A 16,849-nucleotide genomic window follows, 5' to 3' on the forward strand; every position below is an offset into this window, starting at 1 on the left:
GTCTGCCCCCCGCGGGGGCTACGCCCCCTCCCCCCGAGGATATTTGGGCCAAGATGAAAGCGAGCCGGGTATCCAGGGTCCGAAAATATCGGGCCCCAAAATTCAGGGCTGGTGTCCGGGGGCGCTGCGTCCGATGGCCTCGGGCGACGGGCTGGTGGTCCGGGTGCGGCCCCCGCTGGGGCGGCTGAGTGGGGCGCAGGCGGCAGGCATCGCGGCGCTGGCCGCCGAGCATGGCAACGGGCGGATCGACCTGTCGGCGCGGGCCAATGTGCAGCTGCGCGGGGTCCGCGAGGACAGCCATGCCGCGCTGGTGGATGGGCTGCGCTGTCTGGGGCTGATCGACGCCGATGTGGCCACCGAAACGCGCCGCAACATCGTGGTGCAGCCGTTTCACGACGCGCTGACGCTGCGCATCGCGGCGGATCTGACGGCGGCTCTGGCTGCGCCGGATGCGCCGGACCTGCCGGGGAAGTTCGGCTTCGCAGTCGATACCGGCGCGGCGCGGGTGCTGGAGGCCACCGCCGCCGACATTCGGATCGAGCGGCATGGCGACGCGCTGCTGTTGCGCCCCGATGGCACAGCGTTGGCGAAGCCGGTTCCGCCGGACACGGCGGCAACCGAGGCGCTGGCGCTGGCACGCTGGTTTCTGGCCGCAGGCGGCGTACAGGGCGGGCGAGGCCGGATGGCGGCACTGATCCGCAGCGGTGCCCTGCCGCCGGGCTTCGGGATCGAAACCACAGCGCAGGAATTTGAGCCCCGCCCCGGCCCGGTGCCGGGTGGCGTGCTGGTAGGCTTTGCCTTCGGGCAGATGGAGGCCGGAACGCTTGCCACGCTGGCGCGGTCCGGCGCGCTGCGGGTGACGCCCTGGCGCATGCTGCTGGTGGAGGGCGCCGATCAGGCGCCGGACCTGCCCGGCCTGCTCACCGATCCGGACGACCCGCTGCTGCGCGTCATCGCCTGCACCGGTGCCCCCGGTTGCGGGCAGGCGCATCGGCCGGTGCGTGATCTGGCCCGGCAGCTTGCACCGCATCTGGACCGGCTCACGCATGTCTCGGGCTGCGCCAAGGGGTGTGCCCATCCCGGCCCCGCCCCCCTCACCCTGACCGCCACGCCCGAGGGCTTTGCCCTCATCCGCAATGGCCGCGCCGATGCGCCGGCGCTTTCCCATACCACCGCCGCCGCGCTCCTGGCCCGGCCCGAACGACTGAGCGACCCCGATGCCACACCTCTATGAAACCGATGGCGCCACGATCTATCTGCATTCCTTCGCCACGATCCGGGCCGAGGCCGATCTGGCGCGCTTCACGCCGGAGGAGGAGGTTGTCGCGGTCCGCATGATCCATGCCGCCGGGATGGTGGGGCTGGAGCAGCACATCCGTTTCACCCCCGGCATGGCGGTGGCGGCACGGGCGGCACTGGAGGCGGGTGCCCCGATCCTTTGTGATGCGCGCATGGTCAGCGAGGGTATCACCCGGCCGCGCCTGCCTGCGGGCAATGCGGTCATCTGCACTCTGCATGACCCGGAGGTGCCGGAGCTTGCGGGCGCCATGGGCAATACCCGAAGTGCTGCGGCAGTCGAATTGTGGCGGCCGCATCTGGAAGGCGCGATCATCGCAATCGGCAATGCGCCAACCGCGCTTTTCCACCTGCTGAATCTGCTGGAAGACCCCGCCACCCCACGCCCTGCCGCGATCATCGGCTGCCCCGTCGGCTTCATCGGCGCGGCGGAATCGAAGGCCGCACTGATGGCAGCCCCGCCCTGCCCGGCCATGGCGGTGGAGGGGCGGCTTGGCGGTTCGGCCATCGCGGTCGCCGCCGTCAACGCGCTTGCCAGCCGGAAGGAATAGGCCATGGCCCGCATCATCTGTGCCGGGCTTGGCCCCGGCGACCCCGACCTGATCTCGGTCCGTGCCGACCGGGCCCTGCGTGGCGCCAGCCAGATCGCCTATTTCCGCAAGGCCGGGCGGCGCGGTCAGGCCCGCAGCATCGTCGAGGGGATGCTCGCCCCCGGTGTCACCGAATATGCGATGGAATATCCGGTCACCACCGAACTGCCCTTCGACAGCCCCGAATATATCGGGGCGCTGGCACGGTTCTATGACGCCTGGGCCGACCGGCTGGCCAGCCTGCCCGGCGAGGTGGTCGTGCTCTGTGAGGGCGACCCCTTCTTCTACGGCTCGTTCATGCACCTCTACGCCCGGTTGAAGGGCCGGGTGGAGGTCAGCGTGATCCCCGGTATCACCGGCATGGCGGGCTGCTGGCACGCCACCGGCCAGCCCATCACCTGGGGCGACGACGTGCTGAGCGTGCTGATGGGTACCCTGCCCGAACCCGATCTGGTGGCGCATATGCAGCGCGCCGATGCGCTGGCGGTGATGAAGACCGGGCGCAACCTGCCGAAGATCCGCCGCGCGCTGGAAAGCGCGGGCCGCCTGTCCGAGGCCTGGCTGGTCGAACGCGGCACCATGCCGGGCCAGCGCATCGCGCCGCTGGCCGAGGTGGATACCGCCGACTGTCCCTATTTCGCGGTGGTTCTGGTTCATGGCCATGGCCGCCGGCCGGAAATCGCGGAATGACCGGCACGGTCATCATCGCGGGGCTTGGCCCTGGCGCGGCGGAGAAGGTCACGCCCGAGGTCGCGGCGGCGCTGGATCAGGCCACTGATGTGGTGGGCTACATCCCCTATGTCGCCCGTGTGGTGCCGCGTCCGGGTCTGACGCTGCACCCTTCGGACAACAGGGTGGAGTTGGACCGCGCCACCCATGCGCTTGAAATGGCGGCAAAGGGCGCGCGGGTCGTCGTGGTCTCCTCGGGCGATCCCGGCGTCTTCGCCATGGCCAGCGCGGTGTTCGAGGCGCTGGAGGCACGGCCCGACCTTGCGCTGGTGCCGGTGACCGTGCTGCCCGGCATCACGGCGATGCTGGCCGCCGCCGCCGCCGCCGGGGCACCGCTGGGCCATGATTTCTGCGCCATCAACCTCAGCGACAACCTCAAGCCCTTCGCGCTGGTCGATCGCCGCCTGCGCCTTGCCGCCGAGGCAGATTTCGCCATGGCCTTCTACAACCCCCGGTCAAAATCCCGCCCGCACCAGTTTGCCCGCGTGCTGGAGATCCTGCGCGAATGCTGTGACCCCGCGCGGCTGATCACCTTTGCCCGCGCGGTCTCGACGCCGGAACAACACCTCCTCACCGTCACGCTGGCCGAGGCGACCGAGGATATGGCCGACATGCGCACGGTCGTTCTGGTGGGCAATTCCGCGACCCGCCGCATCGGCCCCTACATCTACACCCCAAGGTCCGCCTGATGCACCGCGCCGCAGTTTCATCTTGGCCCAAATATCCCCGCCGGAGGCATCCTGTCCCCGCCACTTGCGCGGCGGCCAGGTCAGCGCGCCAGCCAGCCCATGACGCTCGCGACATCGCCGAACCGCGCGCGCGGCGGGATCGCGGGCCGGTCGATCATCACAACCGGCAAACCCAGGTCACGCGCGGCATCGAGCTTCGCGCGCGCGCCGCTGCCCCCGGCATTCTTGGCGACGACATGGGTGATGCGATGGTCCCGCATCAAAACCAGATCGCCCGCCAGATCGAAGGGACCGCGCGCCACCACCGCCGTCGCATCTGGCAGCGGCAGCACGCCCGGCGGATCGACCAGCCGCAGCAGATAGTGGTTACCGGGTTTCCGGGCGAAATCCGCGACATGCTGCTTGCCGATCGCCAGAAACACCCGCGCGCCCGCCTTGGGCACCGCCGCCACCGCTTCCGCCAGATCAGGCACGCAGCTCCAGCGGTCGCCCGGCCCGGCCTGCCATGCCGGACGCTCCAGCGCGGCCAGCGCAACGCCGGTGGCGGCGCAGGCCGCAACGGCGTTGTGGCTCATCTGCGCCGCGAAGGGATGGGTCGCGTCGATCACATGCGTGATCCCCTCGGCCCGCAGCCAGGCCGTCAGCCCTTCGGCCCCGCCAAAGCCCCCCACACGGGTCGGCAGGGGCTGGGCCAGGGGCGCATCCGTGCGCCCGGCATAGGAAAACACCGCATCCGCCCCGGTCCCGGCCAAAGCGCGGGCAAGGGCGCTCGCCTCGGTCGTGCCGCCCAGAAGAAGAATGCGCGTCATGGCTGATCCCTGGCTCCATATCCTCGGTCTGGGCGAAGATGGCCTTGACGGGCTGCCCGCCGCAAGTCGTGACCTGCTGGATGCGGCGGAAATCATCATCGGCGGGCCGCGCCATCTGGCGCTGGCACAGGCGGGGTCGCGGGGTGTCGCCTGGCAGGTGCCGTTTTCCACCGCCCCGGTGCTGGCGGCGCGCGGGCGGCGCACCGTGGTTCTGGCCTCCGGCGATCCGTTCTGGCATGGCGCGGGCGGCAGCCTGATCCGCGACCTTGCGCCCGGAGAATGGGTCAGCCACCCCACGCTCTCGTCCTTTCAACTGGCCTGCAACCGGCTGGGCTGGCGCATGGAGGAGGTGCTTTGCCTCGGCCTTCACGCCGCGCCCTGCGCCCGGCTGCGACCGCTGCTGACACGCGGCACCCGCGCGCTGGTCACCCTGCGCGACGGCGCGGCGGCGACCGGGCTCTGCGACTGGCTGACCGCCAACGGCCATCCCAACGCCCGTGTCACCCTGCTGGAAAGGCTTGGCGGCCCGCAAGAGCGTATCGGCCCTGCGCCGTCTGACGCCCCCGAAGCCCCCCTGCTGGCGGCCATCGAGGCGCACGACCCCGGCCTGCCCCGCACTCCCGGCCTGCCTGATACGCTGTTCCAAAGCGATGGCCAGATCACCAAAGCCCCGGTGCGGGCGCTGACGCTGGCCGCACTGGCGCCACGCGCGGGGGAACATCTGTGGGATCTGGGCGCAGGGTCCGGCTCCGTCTCGGTTGAATGGTGCCTTGCCGGTGGCAGCGCCTCGGCGGTAGAGGCCCGCGCCGACCGGCTGCCGAACATCCGCGCCAATGCCGAAGCCTTCGGTCTGACCCATCGCCTGCACGCCCACCACGGCGACAGCGCCGAACGGATCGCAGACCTGCCGCGCCCCGATGCCGTGTTCATCGGCGGCGGGCTGACGCCCGATCTGCTGACACAGCTCTGGGCGCAATTGCCCGAGGGCACAAGGCTGGTGGCCAATGCGGTGACGCTGGAAACCGAGGCCACGCTTTACGCGGCCCATGCCACCCACGGCGGCAGCCTGCTGCGCATCGACCTTGCCCAAAGCGGCCGCCTTGGCGCCTTCCGCGACTGGCAGGCCGCCCGCCCCGTGGTACAATGGAGCGTCACCCGATGATCGTCGCCGGGATTGGATTGCGCAGTACGGCCACCGAGGCCGACCTCGCCGCCGCACTGGCACTGGCGCCTTGCACGCCCCAAGTGCTCGCCCTTCCCGAGGACAAGGCCGCACATCCCGCGCTGGCCGGGCGCGCGGTCATCGCCGTACCGCTGGCGGCCCTGCGCGCGCAGGCGACCGAAACCCCCTCGCCCCGCCAGCCCGCACGCTATGGGGCTGGCTCGGTCGCCGAGGCCGCCGCCCTTGCCGCCGCAGGCCCCGGCGCCACCCTGATCTGCCCGCGTCTTGTTGCCCCCGGCGGGCGTGTGACGCTGGCCCTTGCCCAAGGAACCCCCGCATGACCGTCCATTTCATCGGCGCAGGCCCCGGCGCGGCCGACCTGATCACCCTGCGCGGCCGCGACCTGATCGCGGCCTGCCCGGTCTGCCTTTATGCGGGCAGTCTGGTACCCGAGGCGCTGCTGAGCCATTGCCCCCCCGGCGCGCGGATCGTGAACACCGCACCGCTGAGCCTTGACGAGATCATGGCCGAGATCGCCACCGCCCATGCCGAAGGTCACGATGTCGCGCGGCTGCATTCGGGCGACCTGTCGGTCTGGTCGGCGATGGGGGAGCAGCTTCGCCGGTTGCGCGCCCTTGGCATCCCCTATGACGTGACGCCCGGCGTGCCCAGCTTCGCCGCCGCCGCTGCGGCTTTGGGCGCCGAACTCACCCTGCCGGGCGTCGCGCAATCGGTGGTGCTGACCCGCACCTCGGGCCGTGCCACCGCCATGCCCGAGGGCGAGGCGCTGGAAAACTTTGCCCGCACCGGTGCGACGCTGGCCATTCACCTTTCGGTACATGTGCTTGAAACCGTAGTGAAAACCCTTTCGCCGCATTACGGCAGCGATTGCCCGGTCGCCGTGGTCTGGCGCGCAAGCTGGCCCGACCAGCGCATCGTCCGCGCCACGCTTTCCACGCTGGAAACCGCTGTGGGGGCGGAGATGGAACGCACGGCGCTGATCCTTGTCGGCCCCGCGCTGGCCGCCGAGGATTTCGGCGAAAGCCGCCTGTATGCCGGTGACTACGACCGCCGCTATCGCCCGGTCGGCACCCATCCGCGCTTTCCCGAAGGCCTGTGATGCTGCCGCCCGATCCCCTGCCATCGGGTCTGATCATCTCGGCCCCCGCCTCGGGCACCGGCAAGACAACGGTGACGCTTGGGCTGCTGGCCGCATTCCGTGCCGCCGGGCTGGAGGTGCAGCCGTTCAAAAGCGGGCCCGATTACATCGACCCCGCCTTTCACACCGCCGCCTCGGGCCGGGTTTCTGTCAATCTTGATACCTGGGCCATGCCCGCGCCGCGCATCGGCGCGCTGCTGGCGGCGGCGACAGGGGCCGATCTGGTACTGGCCGAAGGCTCCATGGGCCTGTGTGACGGGGTGGCGGCAGCGGGCGAGACCGGCATCGGCGCCAGTGCCGATCTGGCAGAGCTAACAGGCTGGCCGGTCGTGCTGGTGATCGACACCTCCGGTCAGGCGCAAAGCGCTACCGCCACCGCGCTCGGGTTCCAGGCCATGCGCCCGGGGCTGACCATTGCCGGGGTGATCCTGAACCGTGTCGCCTCCCCCCGGCACGAGGCACTGATCCGCGACGGGATGGCGGCACATGGTGTTGCGGTGCTCGGCGCCCTGCCGCGCCGCGCCACGATCGAACTGCCGGAACGTCATCTGGGGCTGGTGCAGGCGGGCGAGACCGCAGATCTGCACCGCATCCTTGACGAGGCCGGGGCGTTCATCGCCGCGCATTGTGATCTTGACGCGCTCCGCCATGCCGCCAGGACGACTCGCGTACAGCCCGGCACTGCCCGCCGCATGCCCCCCCCCGGCCAGCGCATCGCGCTGGCACAGGATGCGGCGTTTTCCTTCACCTATCCGCATCTTCTGGCGGACTGGCGCGCACAGGGGGCCGAGATCCTGCCCTTCTCGCCGCTTGGCGACGAAGGCCCCGACGACAGTGCCACCGTCTGCTGGCTGCCCGGCGGCTACCCCGAACTGCATGCCGGCGCGCTGGCGGCGGCAGAGCGTTTCCGCGCCCGCCTGACCGCCTTCGCCGCCACGCGCCCGGTGCATGGCGAATGCGGGGGCTATATGGCGATGGGCGCCGGTCTGGTCGATGCGAAGGGGCAGCGGCATCGCATGGCGGGGTTGCTGGGCCTTGAAACCTCGTATGAAAAGCGCAGGATGCACTTGGGCTATCGCCTTGCACGGCTGGAGGCCGCGATGCCCGGCATGGCCAAAGGCACAAGGCTGCGCGGGCATGAATTTCACTACTCGACCATCCTCGCGCAACCCGATATGCCGCTCGCCCAAGTCGAGGACGCCACCGGCACCGCCGTCCCGGAAACCGGATCGCGCCGGGGACTGGCCAGCGGCACCTATTTCCACCTGATCGGAGAAGCGACATGACCGGCTTCGTCACCTTCGTATCCTCCGGCCCCGGCGACCCGGACCTGATGACCGTAAAGGCGGTGAAACGGCTCGGGGCCGCCGATGTGGTGCTCTATGACGATCTGTCTTCGGGGCCGATCCTCGATCTGGCGCGGGCCGACGCGGATCTGGTTTCGGTCGGCAAGCGCGCCGGGCGGCCCTCGGCCCGGCAGGAGCATGTGAACCGCCTGCTGGTCGATTATGCGCAGGCGGGTGCGCAGGTGGTGCGGCTGAAATCCGGCGATGCGGGCATCTTCGGGCGGCTGGAGGAAGAAATGACCGCGCTGCGCGACGCGGGCATCGGGTTTGAAATCGTGCCCGGCGTCACCTCGGCCTCAGCGGCGGCGGCGGCGGCGGCGATCCCGCTGACCCGGCGGCTGACCGCGCGGCGGGTGCAGTTCCTGACCGGCGCCGATGTGACAGGCGGCCTGCCCGAAACGCTGAACTGGCCTGCGCTGGCCGACCCCGGCGCGACAACGGTGATCTACATGGGCAAGCGCACTTTCCCCGAACTGGCCGCCGCGCTGATCGCCCATGGCCTGCCGCCCGAGACCCCCGCGCTGCTGGCCCATGGCGTCAGCACTGCCGAGGAACGGCTGGAACGCTTCACCGTCGGCAGCCTCGCCGCCCATCTGGATGGCACAGAATCCACCAGCCCGGCGCTGATCCTCTATGGACCGCTGGCGGAGGGGTGAGACCCTCGCTTCATCCACTACACAAGAAAACAGGCGCAACAAATTGAAAAGGCGCGAACCTCTCCGGTTCGCGCCTTTCGTTTTCTGCGCCCGACAGCGGGTCAGCTACAGCCGCTGGTGCCGCCGCAGGTGTTGCACTTCATGCAGGTGCCGTTACGGACCAGCGTGTAATTGCCGCATTCGCCGCAGGGGTCTCCTTCGTAGCCTTGCATCTTCGCCTTGGTGCGCGCATCCAGCGAGACCGAGCCGGAGGCCAGTGCGGTCGTCGCGCCCATGGTGCCGGTGGCGCGGGTCGCGTCGGGCATCAGCATGTTGACCGCCGCCGGATCGCCGCCCAGCGCGGTGGCGCCCATGCCGCCTTGCAGCACCACAAGCTCTTTCGGCAGCCGCTTGCGCAGATAGCCGGTCGAGGAGATCTGCCGCAGCACCTCCAGCGATTTGGAGGCGGCGCTTTCGCTCACCGGCTCAAGATTGGTGTCGCGCTTGCCTTCGGCCACGCCGCCACCAAGCTCATCGAACGACGCTCCCTTGGGGGCGACATGGGCCAGATCGGTGCGGTCGAGATAGCTGACAGCCAGTTCGCGGAACACATAGTCCAGAATGGACGTCGCGTTCTTGATCGAGTCATTGCCCTGCACCATGCCCGCCGGTTCGAACTTGGTGAAGGTGAAGGCGTCGACAAACTCCTCCAGCGGAACGCCGTATTGCAGGCCAACCGAGACCGCGATGGCGAAGTTGTTCATCATCGCCCGGAAGCCCGCGCCTTCCTTGTGCATGTCGATGAAAATTTCGCCAAGGCTGCCGTCCTGATATTCGCCGGTGCGCAGATAGACCTTGTGGCCGCCCACAACCGCCTTCTGGGTATAGCCCTTGCGGCGTTCCGGCAGCTTTTCGCGATGGCTGCGCACGATTTCCTTCACGACCACCTTTTCGATGATCTTTTCGGCCAGCACGATGGCCTTTTCCTGCGGGGTGCCGGTGGCGAGGATTTCCTCGGCTTCCTCGTCATCCTCGACCAGCGCGGCAGCCAGCGGCTGCGACAGTTTCGATCCGTCGCGATAGAGCGCGTTGGCCTTGATGCCAAGCGAATGCGACAGTTCATATGCCGCCAGCGTTTCCTCGATCGAGGCCGAATTCGGCATGTTGATCGTCTTGGAAATCGCGCCCGAGATGAAGCTCTGCGCTGCCGCCATCATGGTGATGTGGCTTTCGACCGACAGGAAGCGCTTGCCCTTCTTGCCGCAGGGGTTGGCGCAATCGAAGACCGGCAGATGTTCGGCCTTGAGGAAGGGCGCGCCTTCCAGCGTCATGGTGCCGCAAACATGGTCATTGGCGGCGTCGATCTGTGCCTTGGTGAAGCCTAGGTGGCGCAGCAGGTCAAAGCCCGGATCGTTCAGCTTGTCGGCCGGGATGCCAAGGGTCTTCTGGCAGAACTCCTCGCCCAGCGTCCACTGGTTGAAGACAAAGCGGATGTCGAAGGCGGACGGCAGCGCCGCCTCGATCTTCTCGATCTCGCGCGGGCCGAAGCCGTGGCCGATCAGCGCGGTATGGTTGATGCCCGCGCAATTGCCGAGGCTGGCGTGGCCCACAGCATAAGCCACGATTTCCGCGATCTGACCCGAGGAATAGCCCAGCGTTTCCAGCGCCGCCGGAACCGACTGGTTGATGATCTTGAAATAACCGCCGCCAGCCAGTTTCTTGAACTTCACCAGCGCGAAATCCGGCTCGATCCCGGTGGTATCGCAATCCATCACCAGACCGATGGTACCGGTGGGGGCGATGACGGTGGTCTGGGCGTTGCGGTAGCCGTGCTTTTCGCCAAGGCTCAGCGCCTCGTCCCAAGCCGATTTCGCCAGCGTCACCAGCTCAGAATCCGGGCAGTTGGCGGCATCCAGCGCCACGGGCGAGACGTTCACCGCCTCATAGCCCGAGACATGGCCATAGGCCGCGCGGCGGTGGTTGCGGATGACGCGCAGCATATGCGCGGCATTGCGGCTGTAGCCCGCGAAAGCCCCCAGCTCGCCCGCCATTTCGGCGCTGGTGGCGTAAGTCACGCCGGTCATCAGCGCGGTCAGCGCCCCACAGAGCGCGCGGCCCTCGGTCGAGTCGTAGCCCAGACCCATGTTCATCAAGAGACCGCCGATATTGGCATAGCCAAGGCCCAGCGTGCGGAAATCATAGGACAGTTGCGCGATTTCCTTCGACGGGAACTGCGCCATCATCACGCTGATTTCCAGCGTCACGGTCCAGAGGCGCGTCGCATGCATATAGGCGGTCGCGTCGAACCGGCCCTCGCTGAAGAAGGTCAGCAGGTTCATCGAGGCAAGGTTGCAGGCCGTGTCATCGAGGAACATGTATTCCGAACAGGGGTTCGAGCCGCGGATCGGGCCATCTTCCGGGCAGGTGTGCCAGGCGTTGACGGTATCGTGGAACTGGATGCCCGGATCGGCGCAGGCCCAGGCGGCATGGCCAACCTGATCCCACAGCTCGCGCGCTTTCACGGTCTTGGCGGTCTTGCCATCGGTGCGGCGCACCAGCGCCCAGTCAGCATCGTCCTTCACCGCTTGCAGGAAGGCATCGGTGACGCGGACCGAGTTGTTGGAATTCTGGCCGGAGACCGAGATATAGGCCTCGCTGTCCCAATCGGTGTCATAGGTCGGGAATTCGATGCTGTCGAAGCCCTGCCGCGCATATTGCAGCACGCGGTTGATATAGGTTTCCGGGATCATCGCCTTCTTGGCGGCACGGATCGCGGTTTTCAGTGCCTCGTTTTTCGTGGCATCGCAGGCGTCGGTCACGCTGCCGTCCCAGCCACGGATTGCGGCGAAGATCGCGTTCAGGTGCTGTTCGTGCATCTTGGAGCCGGCCACCAGCGAGGCGACCTTCTGCTCTTCGATGACTTTCCAGTTGATGAATTCCTCAATGTCCGGGTGATCCATGTCGCAGATCACCATCTTGGCGGCGCGGCGCGTGGTGCCGCCCGATTTGATCGCGCCCGCCGCGCGGTCCCCGATCTTGAGGAAGCCCATCAGGCCCGACGACTTGCCGCCGCCCGACAGTTTCTCACCCTCGCCGCGCAGCGACGAGAAGTTGGTGCCGGTGCCCGAGCCGTATTTGAACAGACGCGCCTCGCGGACCCAGAGATCCATGATGCCGCCCTCGTTCACCAGATCATCGCTGACCGACTGGATGAAGCAGGCATGCGGCTGCGGATGTTCATAGGCGCTGTCCGAGCGGGTCAGTTTGCCGGATTTGTAATCGACATAGAAATGGCCCTGGCCGGGGCCGTCGATGCCATAGGCCCAGTGCAGGCCGGTGTTGAACCACTGGGGCGAGTTCGGCGCCGCCATCTGGCGGGCCAGCATGAAGCGCATCTCGTCATAGTAGGCGCGGGCGTCGGATTCAGAGGTGAAATAGCCACCCTTCCAGCCCCAGTAGGCCCAGGCGCCTGCCAGACGGTCGAAGACCTGCTTGGCCGAGGTCTCGCCACCGAAACGGGCGTCTTCGGGCAGTGCGGCCAGCGCCTCGGTATCGGGAACCGAGCGCCACAGGAATTCGGGCACGCCCTTTTCCTTCACGCGCTTCAGGATCGCCGGAACCCCGGCCTTGCGGAAGTATTTCTGGGCCAGAACGTCCGAGGCAACCTGGCTCCAGCCCTCCGGAACCTCGACCGCCTCATTGCGGAACACCACCTTGCCATCCGGGTTGCGGATTTCAGAGGTGGTGGTCGAGAAGGACATGGCGCCGTATGCGCCGGTGGTTTCCGTCGTGAACTTCCGCTCGATCTTCATTGGCCCCGCCGTCCTTTGTCACATCTGCATCTGGCGGGTTTCCCGCCGGTTATCATTGTGCGGCATCGCATCGGGCCGGACGCAAAGAGGGCCAGCCTTCCGGTTTGGCGGAAGGGCGCGCGGGCATGGCCTCGCGCATCTTGTGACATTTTCCTCAGAGCGGCCCCGCTGACACCAGATTTGGTGTCTCATGACGCTGCGACGACAAATTGTCGGAAATCCCGGGGTCGATCAACGGAAAAATCAGCCGCCGGGGCCGCTAATTTGTGTTGACGGGAAATTTACCCACAACGGATAGATGCGCGCGGCGACTCAGCCTGCTGTGGATGAAACAGGGGATGGCTTGCGGATGATCCGGGGCGGGACGGTGAAAAGCCCGGAAATCCGGCATGTTCCCGGCGGGTTCTGCCGGGGCACCTGAACTGTGGAAAACTTTCCCTTACCCTGCGTCACCCGCTATAAGGCTCCCAAAGACGCCTGCCGCCGCGTCATGCGGGTGTGACCTGCCTGCGACACCCTGCCCGACCCGCCCGCGGCTCAGGTGCGGCGGTTGACGAGGATGATTCCCGCCGCGACCAGTGCGGCCGATCCCAGAATCGACGGCCCCAGATGCTCTCCCATCAGGGCCCAGCCGAACAGCAGGCTCAGCACTGGGGTGAGGAAGGAGAAGCTCGCCACCGTGGCGGCGGAATAGCGCGACAGCAGCCAGAGCCAGGTGATGAAGCCGCCTGCCACCACGACCGCCGCCTGCAACACCAGCAACAGCCAGTGTTCGGGCCGGATCTCGCGGATCAGCGGCCCGAAGGCCGGGGAGATGATGAGCAAAAGCGGCGCCGAGACCGCGGCCATCCACAGAAGCTGCGTCTCCGGTCCGACAGCGGCAAGGCGCGGCCTGCGGGCCAGAAAGGCCGTGGCAGCCCAGCCGATCGCCCCGCCCAGTGCGAAGAGATCCCCCGCAAGACTGCCCTGCCCGCCGCTGCCCGTCCGGTCCAGAATGGCCCAGGCCGTGCCCGCGAAGGCCAGCACGAGGCCGACCCCGCGCAGCGGGCTGAGCCGCTCTCCCGGCAGGCCGAAATGGGCGGCAAGGCCCAGCCAGACCGGCATCGAGTAGAAGATGATGACCGCGCGGCTGATGGTCGTGAGGTCCAGCGCCACAAAGAGGCACAGAAACTCCAGCGCGAAGACCGCGCCGATCAGCAGGCCCGGCAGCAACGTGCCGGGCGTGTAGCGCGGAGGCTTGCCGCGCCAGATCATCCAGCCCGCAACGAAAGGCACCGCCAGCGCGGACCGCAGCCCGGCAAAGAATACCGGCTGCAAGCCCTGGTTGGTCAGCTTCACGACAACCTGGTTCACTGCAAGCAGCAGCGAGATGCCCAGCAGGATCGCCAGCCCCTGCCCGTCCAGCCTTCTCTTTTCCATCGGCCCGTCTCCTGTGCCCGCCGCGCCAGTGGTGGCGGGCGGCGCGGGCGGATGCAAGGCCCTTCCTTTGCCACTTTGGCACTGGAGACTGCCGTGGCCTTCCCCTACAGATCGACGGGACGGCTTCTGGCCGGGAGAAACCGGAAAGGGCCTGCGATGACCGATACCCGCGACAACCTGCGCGGCATCCTTCTGATGGTCGCGGCCATGGCGGGTTTCGCCATCGAGGACATGTTTATCAAATGGGCGGCGGCGGGGCTGCCGACCGGGCAGATCATGCTGATGCTCGGCACCTCCGGCGGGCTGGTCTTTGGCCTTTTCGCACGGTTCCGGGGGGAGCCGATCTTTACCCGCCGCCTCTGGCATCCCGCCGTAGTGCTGCGCAATCTGGGCGAGATGACCGGCACGCTGGGCTTTGTCACCGCGCTTGCACTGACGCCCCTCACCACCGCCACCGCGATCTTTCAGGCCACCCCGCTGGCGGTGACGCTGGGGGCGGCGCTGTTTCTGGGGGAAAAGGTCGGCTGGCGGCGGTGGAGCGCCATTCTGGTGGGTTTTGTCGGCGTGATGATCATCATCCGGCCGGGGTTCGAGGGCTTCCGCCTCGCCTCGCTCTGGTCGGTGCTGGCCGTGGTCGGTCTGTCCGTGCGCGATCTGGCGACACGCCGCATTCCCGCCGATATCAGCACGGCGCAGATTTCGGCCTGGGGCTTCATGACGCTGATCCCGCTGGGCCCGATGATGCTGGCGGTCACGGGCGGCGCGCGGATGCCCGCACCTGCGGAAGCCGGTTACATGCTGGGGGCACTGGCCTTCGGCATCGCCGCCTACTGGGCCATCGTGCAGGCGATGCGGCTGGGCGAAGTGTCGGTCATCACCCCCTTCCGCTATTCCCGGCTGGTCTTCGCGCTGATCGTCGGTATCGTGGTCTTCGCCGAAAGCCCCGACCTGCCGACCCTTGCCGGGGCCGCGCTGATCATCGGATCGGGGCTTTATGCCTTTGCACGCGAGCGTTTGCGCAAACGATCCCTTCCCACACCGGGCGACGCGCGCTAAAGACGCGGCCGAGAGCACCGCTTCCCCACAAAGGAACTCGCCATGAGCACGATCATCGACATTCACGCCCGCGAAATCCTCGACAGCCGCGGCAATCCCACGATTGAAGTGGACGTGACGCTGGAAAGCGGCGCCATGGGCCGCGCGGCGGTCCCCTCGGGCGCCTCGACCGGCGCGCATGAAGCCGTAGAAAAGCGCGACGGCGACAAGTCCCGCTACATGGGCAAGGGCGTGCTGGAGGCGGTGGCCGCCGTCAACGGCGAGATCGCCGAAGAGCTGATCGGGTTCGACGCGACCGAACAGGTCGGCATCGACCGCACCATGATCGAACTGGACGGCACCCCGAACAAGGGCCGCCTTGGCGCCAATGCCATTCTGGGTGTCTCGCTGGCCGCCGCGAAAGCCGCCGCCGAATATACCGCGCAGCCGCTGTTCCGCTATGTCGGCGGCACCTCTGCCCGCGTGCTGCCGGTTCCGATGATGAACATCATCAACGGCGGCGAACATGCCGACAACCCGATCGACATTCAGGAATTCATGATCATGCCGGTCGCCGCCGCGAATATCCGCGAAGCGGTGCGCATGGGCTCGGAAGTCTTCCACACGCTGAAGAAAGAGCTGTCGGCGGCGGGCCTCTCGACCGGCATCGGTGACGAGGGTGGCTTTGCGCCGAACCTGTCCTCCACCCGCGTCGCGCTGGATTTCATACTGAAATCCATTGAAAAGGCCGGCTATCGTCCGGGCGAGGACATCTATCTCGCCCTCGACTGTGCCTCGACCGAATATTTCCGGGGTGGCAAGTATGAAATGAAAGGCGAAGGCCTGTCGCTGACCTCGGCTGAGAATGTCGACTATCTGGCGAAGCTTTGCGCCGATTATCCGATCATCTCGATCGAGGATGGCTGCGCCGAGGATGACTGGGACGGCTGGAAACTGCTGACCGAGACGCTGGGCAACAAGGTGCAGCTGGTGGGCGACGACCTGTTCGTTACCAACCCGCGCCGTCTGGCCGAAGGCATCGCCAAGGGCGTGGCGAACTCGATGCTGGTGAAGGTGAACCAGATCGGCTCGCTGACCGAGACGCTGCAGGCCGTCGATATGGCGCATCGCGCGCGCTACACCAACGTCATGTCGCACCGTTCGGGCGAGACCGAGGACAGCACCATCGCCGACCTCGCCGTGGCCACCAACTGCGGGCAGATCAAGACCGGCAGCCTCGCGCGGTCGGACCGGCTGGCGAAATACAACCAGCTGATCCGCATCGAGGAAATGCTGGGCGAAGTCGCCGAATACGCAGGCCGCAGCATCCTCAAGGCCTGAGCCGCTTCTGCCGGAAATAGCAAACGGGCGCCCTGCGGGGCGCCCGTTTCGTTTTGCTGCTTGCCCCGCTCAATGCGCCAGCATTTCGGCCACGATCTGCGATTCCGTCAGATCGGCGGGGTAATAGGTGGGCCAGTTGGTCAGCTCCTCCAGCAGCGCCGCGCGATCATTGCCCCAGTAAAGGTGATAATGCCCCGCCTTCACCGGCGCGATGGCATGGTCGCTGAACTGGATGAAGGCCGGCGCCCCGGCATCGCCCGCCACTTTGCGGAAGACATAGCGCACACCGCGATTGCCCTTCTCATAGGTCAGGATTTCATAGCCGTCATCGGCATAGCTGCCCGACACCGTGCCCGCTGCGCTGTGAAAGCTCACCTTGTCGCCATGAATCTCGATCCGATCCACGTCGGTCCTATATCCGGTCTCGTAATAGGCGCGGTAGTCAGCGGCGGTCTTTTCACCGTGTTCGGCCTTGTGCTGCATCACCGGGTCCAGCGCCCCGCCCATCAGCAACGGATAGACCGATTGCCAGTCACCTTCCCAGTCGGACAGTGCCCTTGCGGCAATCTGGCTGTCTTCGAAATAGCCCTTGTAGACGGCATCATCCGCCGCATGCGCATGCGCATGGCCGTGGTCATGGGGGGCCTTCTGCTGCGCAACCGCGGGCGCGGCCAGCGCCAGTATCGCCAGGCTGGCGAATGCCCCGATCCGGGTCATTGAGTGTTTCCGCATGTCCTGTTCCTTCATTCCGGGCTGTCTTCTGGTCTTCAGTCGAGTCGCGTATTGATATGTTATCTTATAACATATCGTACCTGAGATACCCGCCT

15 protein-coding genes are annotated in these 16,849 nt (G+C 67.2%); 11 read left to right on the forward strand and 4 right to left on the reverse strand.

Features of this window, described 5'->3' with window-relative positions; genetic code table 11:
• Positions 1-85 precede the first annotated feature (85 nt).
• From cobG to cobJ, 4 genes are read left to right on the forward strand one after another with little or no spacing between them, the layout of a single operon-like run.
• On the forward strand, positions 86-1,234 hold the full coding sequence (cobG, locus tag IE126_RS01260) for a precorrin-3B synthase (RefSeq protein WP_268245796.1): 1,149 nt from the start codon (positions 86-88) through the stop codon (positions 1,232-1,234).
• On the forward strand, positions 1,218-1,847 hold the full coding sequence (locus IE126_RS01265) for a precorrin-8X methylmutase (protein ID WP_189379964.1): 630 nt from the start codon (positions 1,218-1,220) through the stop codon (positions 1,845-1,847). The genes cobG and IE126_RS01265 overlap by 17 nt, the downstream gene beginning before the upstream one ends.
• 3 nt (positions 1,848-1,850) lie before the next feature.
• On the forward strand, positions 1,851-2,576 hold the full coding sequence (cobI, locus tag IE126_RS01270) for a precorrin-2 C(20)-methyltransferase (RefSeq protein WP_189379965.1): 726 nt from the start codon (positions 1,851-1,853) through the stop codon (positions 2,574-2,576).
• Complete coding sequence (gene cobJ / locus IE126_RS01275) at positions 2,573-3,304, forward strand: precorrin-3B C(17)-methyltransferase (protein WP_189379966.1); 732 nt, start codon at positions 2,573-2,575, stop codon at positions 3,302-3,304. The genes cobI and cobJ overlap by 4 nt, the downstream gene beginning before the upstream one ends.
• Before the next feature lie 80 nt (positions 3,305-3,384).
• Here cobJ and IE126_RS01280 read toward each other — a convergent pair whose 3' ends face one another.
• Positions 3,385-4,113 (reverse strand): cobalt-precorrin-6A reductase, encoded by a 729-nt coding sequence (locus IE126_RS01280; protein ID WP_189379967.1) that lies wholly within the window; start codon positions 4,111-4,113, stop codon positions 3,385-3,387.
• Here IE126_RS01280 and cbiE point away from each other — a divergent pair.
• Genes cbiE through cobA form a run of 5 tightly spaced genes read left to right on the forward strand, consistent with a single transcriptional unit; the run spans position 4,112 to position 8,436 of the window.
• On the forward strand, positions 4,112-5,275 hold the full coding sequence (gene cbiE / locus IE126_RS01285) for a precorrin-6y C5,15-methyltransferase (decarboxylating) subunit CbiE (RefSeq protein ID WP_189379968.1): 1,164 nt from the start codon (positions 4,112-4,114) through the stop codon (positions 5,273-5,275). The two genes, IE126_RS01280 and cbiE, sit on opposite strands and share 2 nt — an antisense overlap.
• Positions 5,272-5,616 carry a cobalamin biosynthesis protein gene (locus tag IE126_RS01290; RefSeq protein WP_189379969.1) on the forward strand — a complete coding sequence of 115 codons (345 nt, stop codon included), beginning with the start codon at positions 5,272-5,274 and terminating at the stop codon, positions 5,614-5,616. Before cbiE ends, IE126_RS01290 begins: the two co-directional genes overlap by 4 nt.
• Positions 5,613-6,395, forward strand: a complete 783-nt coding sequence (gene cobM, locus IE126_RS01295) for a precorrin-4 C(11)-methyltransferase (RefSeq protein WP_189379970.1) — start codon at positions 5,613-5,615, stop codon at positions 6,393-6,395. The genes IE126_RS01290 and cobM overlap by 4 nt, the downstream gene beginning before the upstream one ends.
• On the forward strand, positions 6,395-7,720 hold the full coding sequence (locus IE126_RS01300) for a cobyrinate a,c-diamide synthase (protein WP_189379971.1): 1,326 nt from the start codon (positions 6,395-6,397) through the stop codon (positions 7,718-7,720). Before cobM ends, IE126_RS01300 begins: the two co-directional genes overlap by 1 nt.
• Positions 7,717-8,436: a uroporphyrinogen-III C-methyltransferase gene (gene cobA, locus IE126_RS01305; RefSeq protein ID WP_189379972.1), complete on the forward strand. Its 720-nt coding sequence runs from the start codon at positions 7,717-7,719 to the stop codon at positions 8,434-8,436. Before IE126_RS01300 ends, cobA begins: the two co-directional genes overlap by 4 nt.
• A 101-nt stretch (positions 8,437-8,537) precedes the next feature.
• On the opposite strand, the gene IE126_RS01310 is transcribed toward cobA, so the two are convergent.
• Together IE126_RS01310 and IE126_RS01315 are read right to left on the reverse strand one after the other, a co-directional pair.
• Positions 8,538-12,227: a vitamin B12-dependent ribonucleotide reductase gene (locus tag IE126_RS01310; RefSeq protein WP_189379973.1), complete on the reverse strand. Its 3,690-nt coding sequence runs from the start codon at positions 12,225-12,227 to the stop codon at positions 8,538-8,540.
• A 537-nt stretch (positions 12,228-12,764) separates the two neighbouring features.
• Positions 12,765-13,646, reverse strand: a complete 882-nt coding sequence (locus tag IE126_RS01315; protein ID WP_189379974.1) for a DMT family transporter — start codon at positions 13,644-13,646, stop codon at positions 12,765-12,767.
• Positions 13,647-13,802: 156 nt separating this feature from the next.
• On the opposite strand from IE126_RS01315, the gene IE126_RS01320 reads away from it, so the two are divergent.
• The gene (locus IE126_RS01320) at positions 13,803-14,702 is read left to right on the forward strand and encodes a DMT family transporter (RefSeq protein WP_189379975.1); all 900 of its coding nucleotides are present in this window, start codon (positions 13,803-13,805) and stop codon (positions 14,700-14,702) included.
• Between the two features lie 42 nt (positions 14,703-14,744).
• Positions 14,745-16,022, forward strand: a complete 1,278-nt coding sequence (eno, locus tag IE126_RS01325) for a phosphopyruvate hydratase (RefSeq protein ID WP_189379976.1) — start codon at positions 14,745-14,747, stop codon at positions 16,020-16,022.
• A gap of 69 nt (positions 16,023-16,091) precedes the next feature.
• On the opposite strand, the gene IE126_RS01330 is transcribed toward eno, so the two are convergent.
• Positions 16,092-16,754: a ZinT family metal-binding protein gene (locus tag IE126_RS01330; protein WP_229825154.1), complete on the reverse strand. Its 663-nt coding sequence runs from the start codon at positions 16,752-16,754 to the stop codon at positions 16,092-16,094.
• Between the last annotated feature and the right edge of the window lie 95 nt (positions 16,755-16,849).

It is taken from the genome of Gemmobacter nanjingensis (assembly GCF_014652195.1).
GTDB classification, from domain to species: Bacteria; Pseudomonadota; Alphaproteobacteria; order Rhodobacterales; family Rhodobacteraceae; genus Gemmobacter; species Gemmobacter caeni.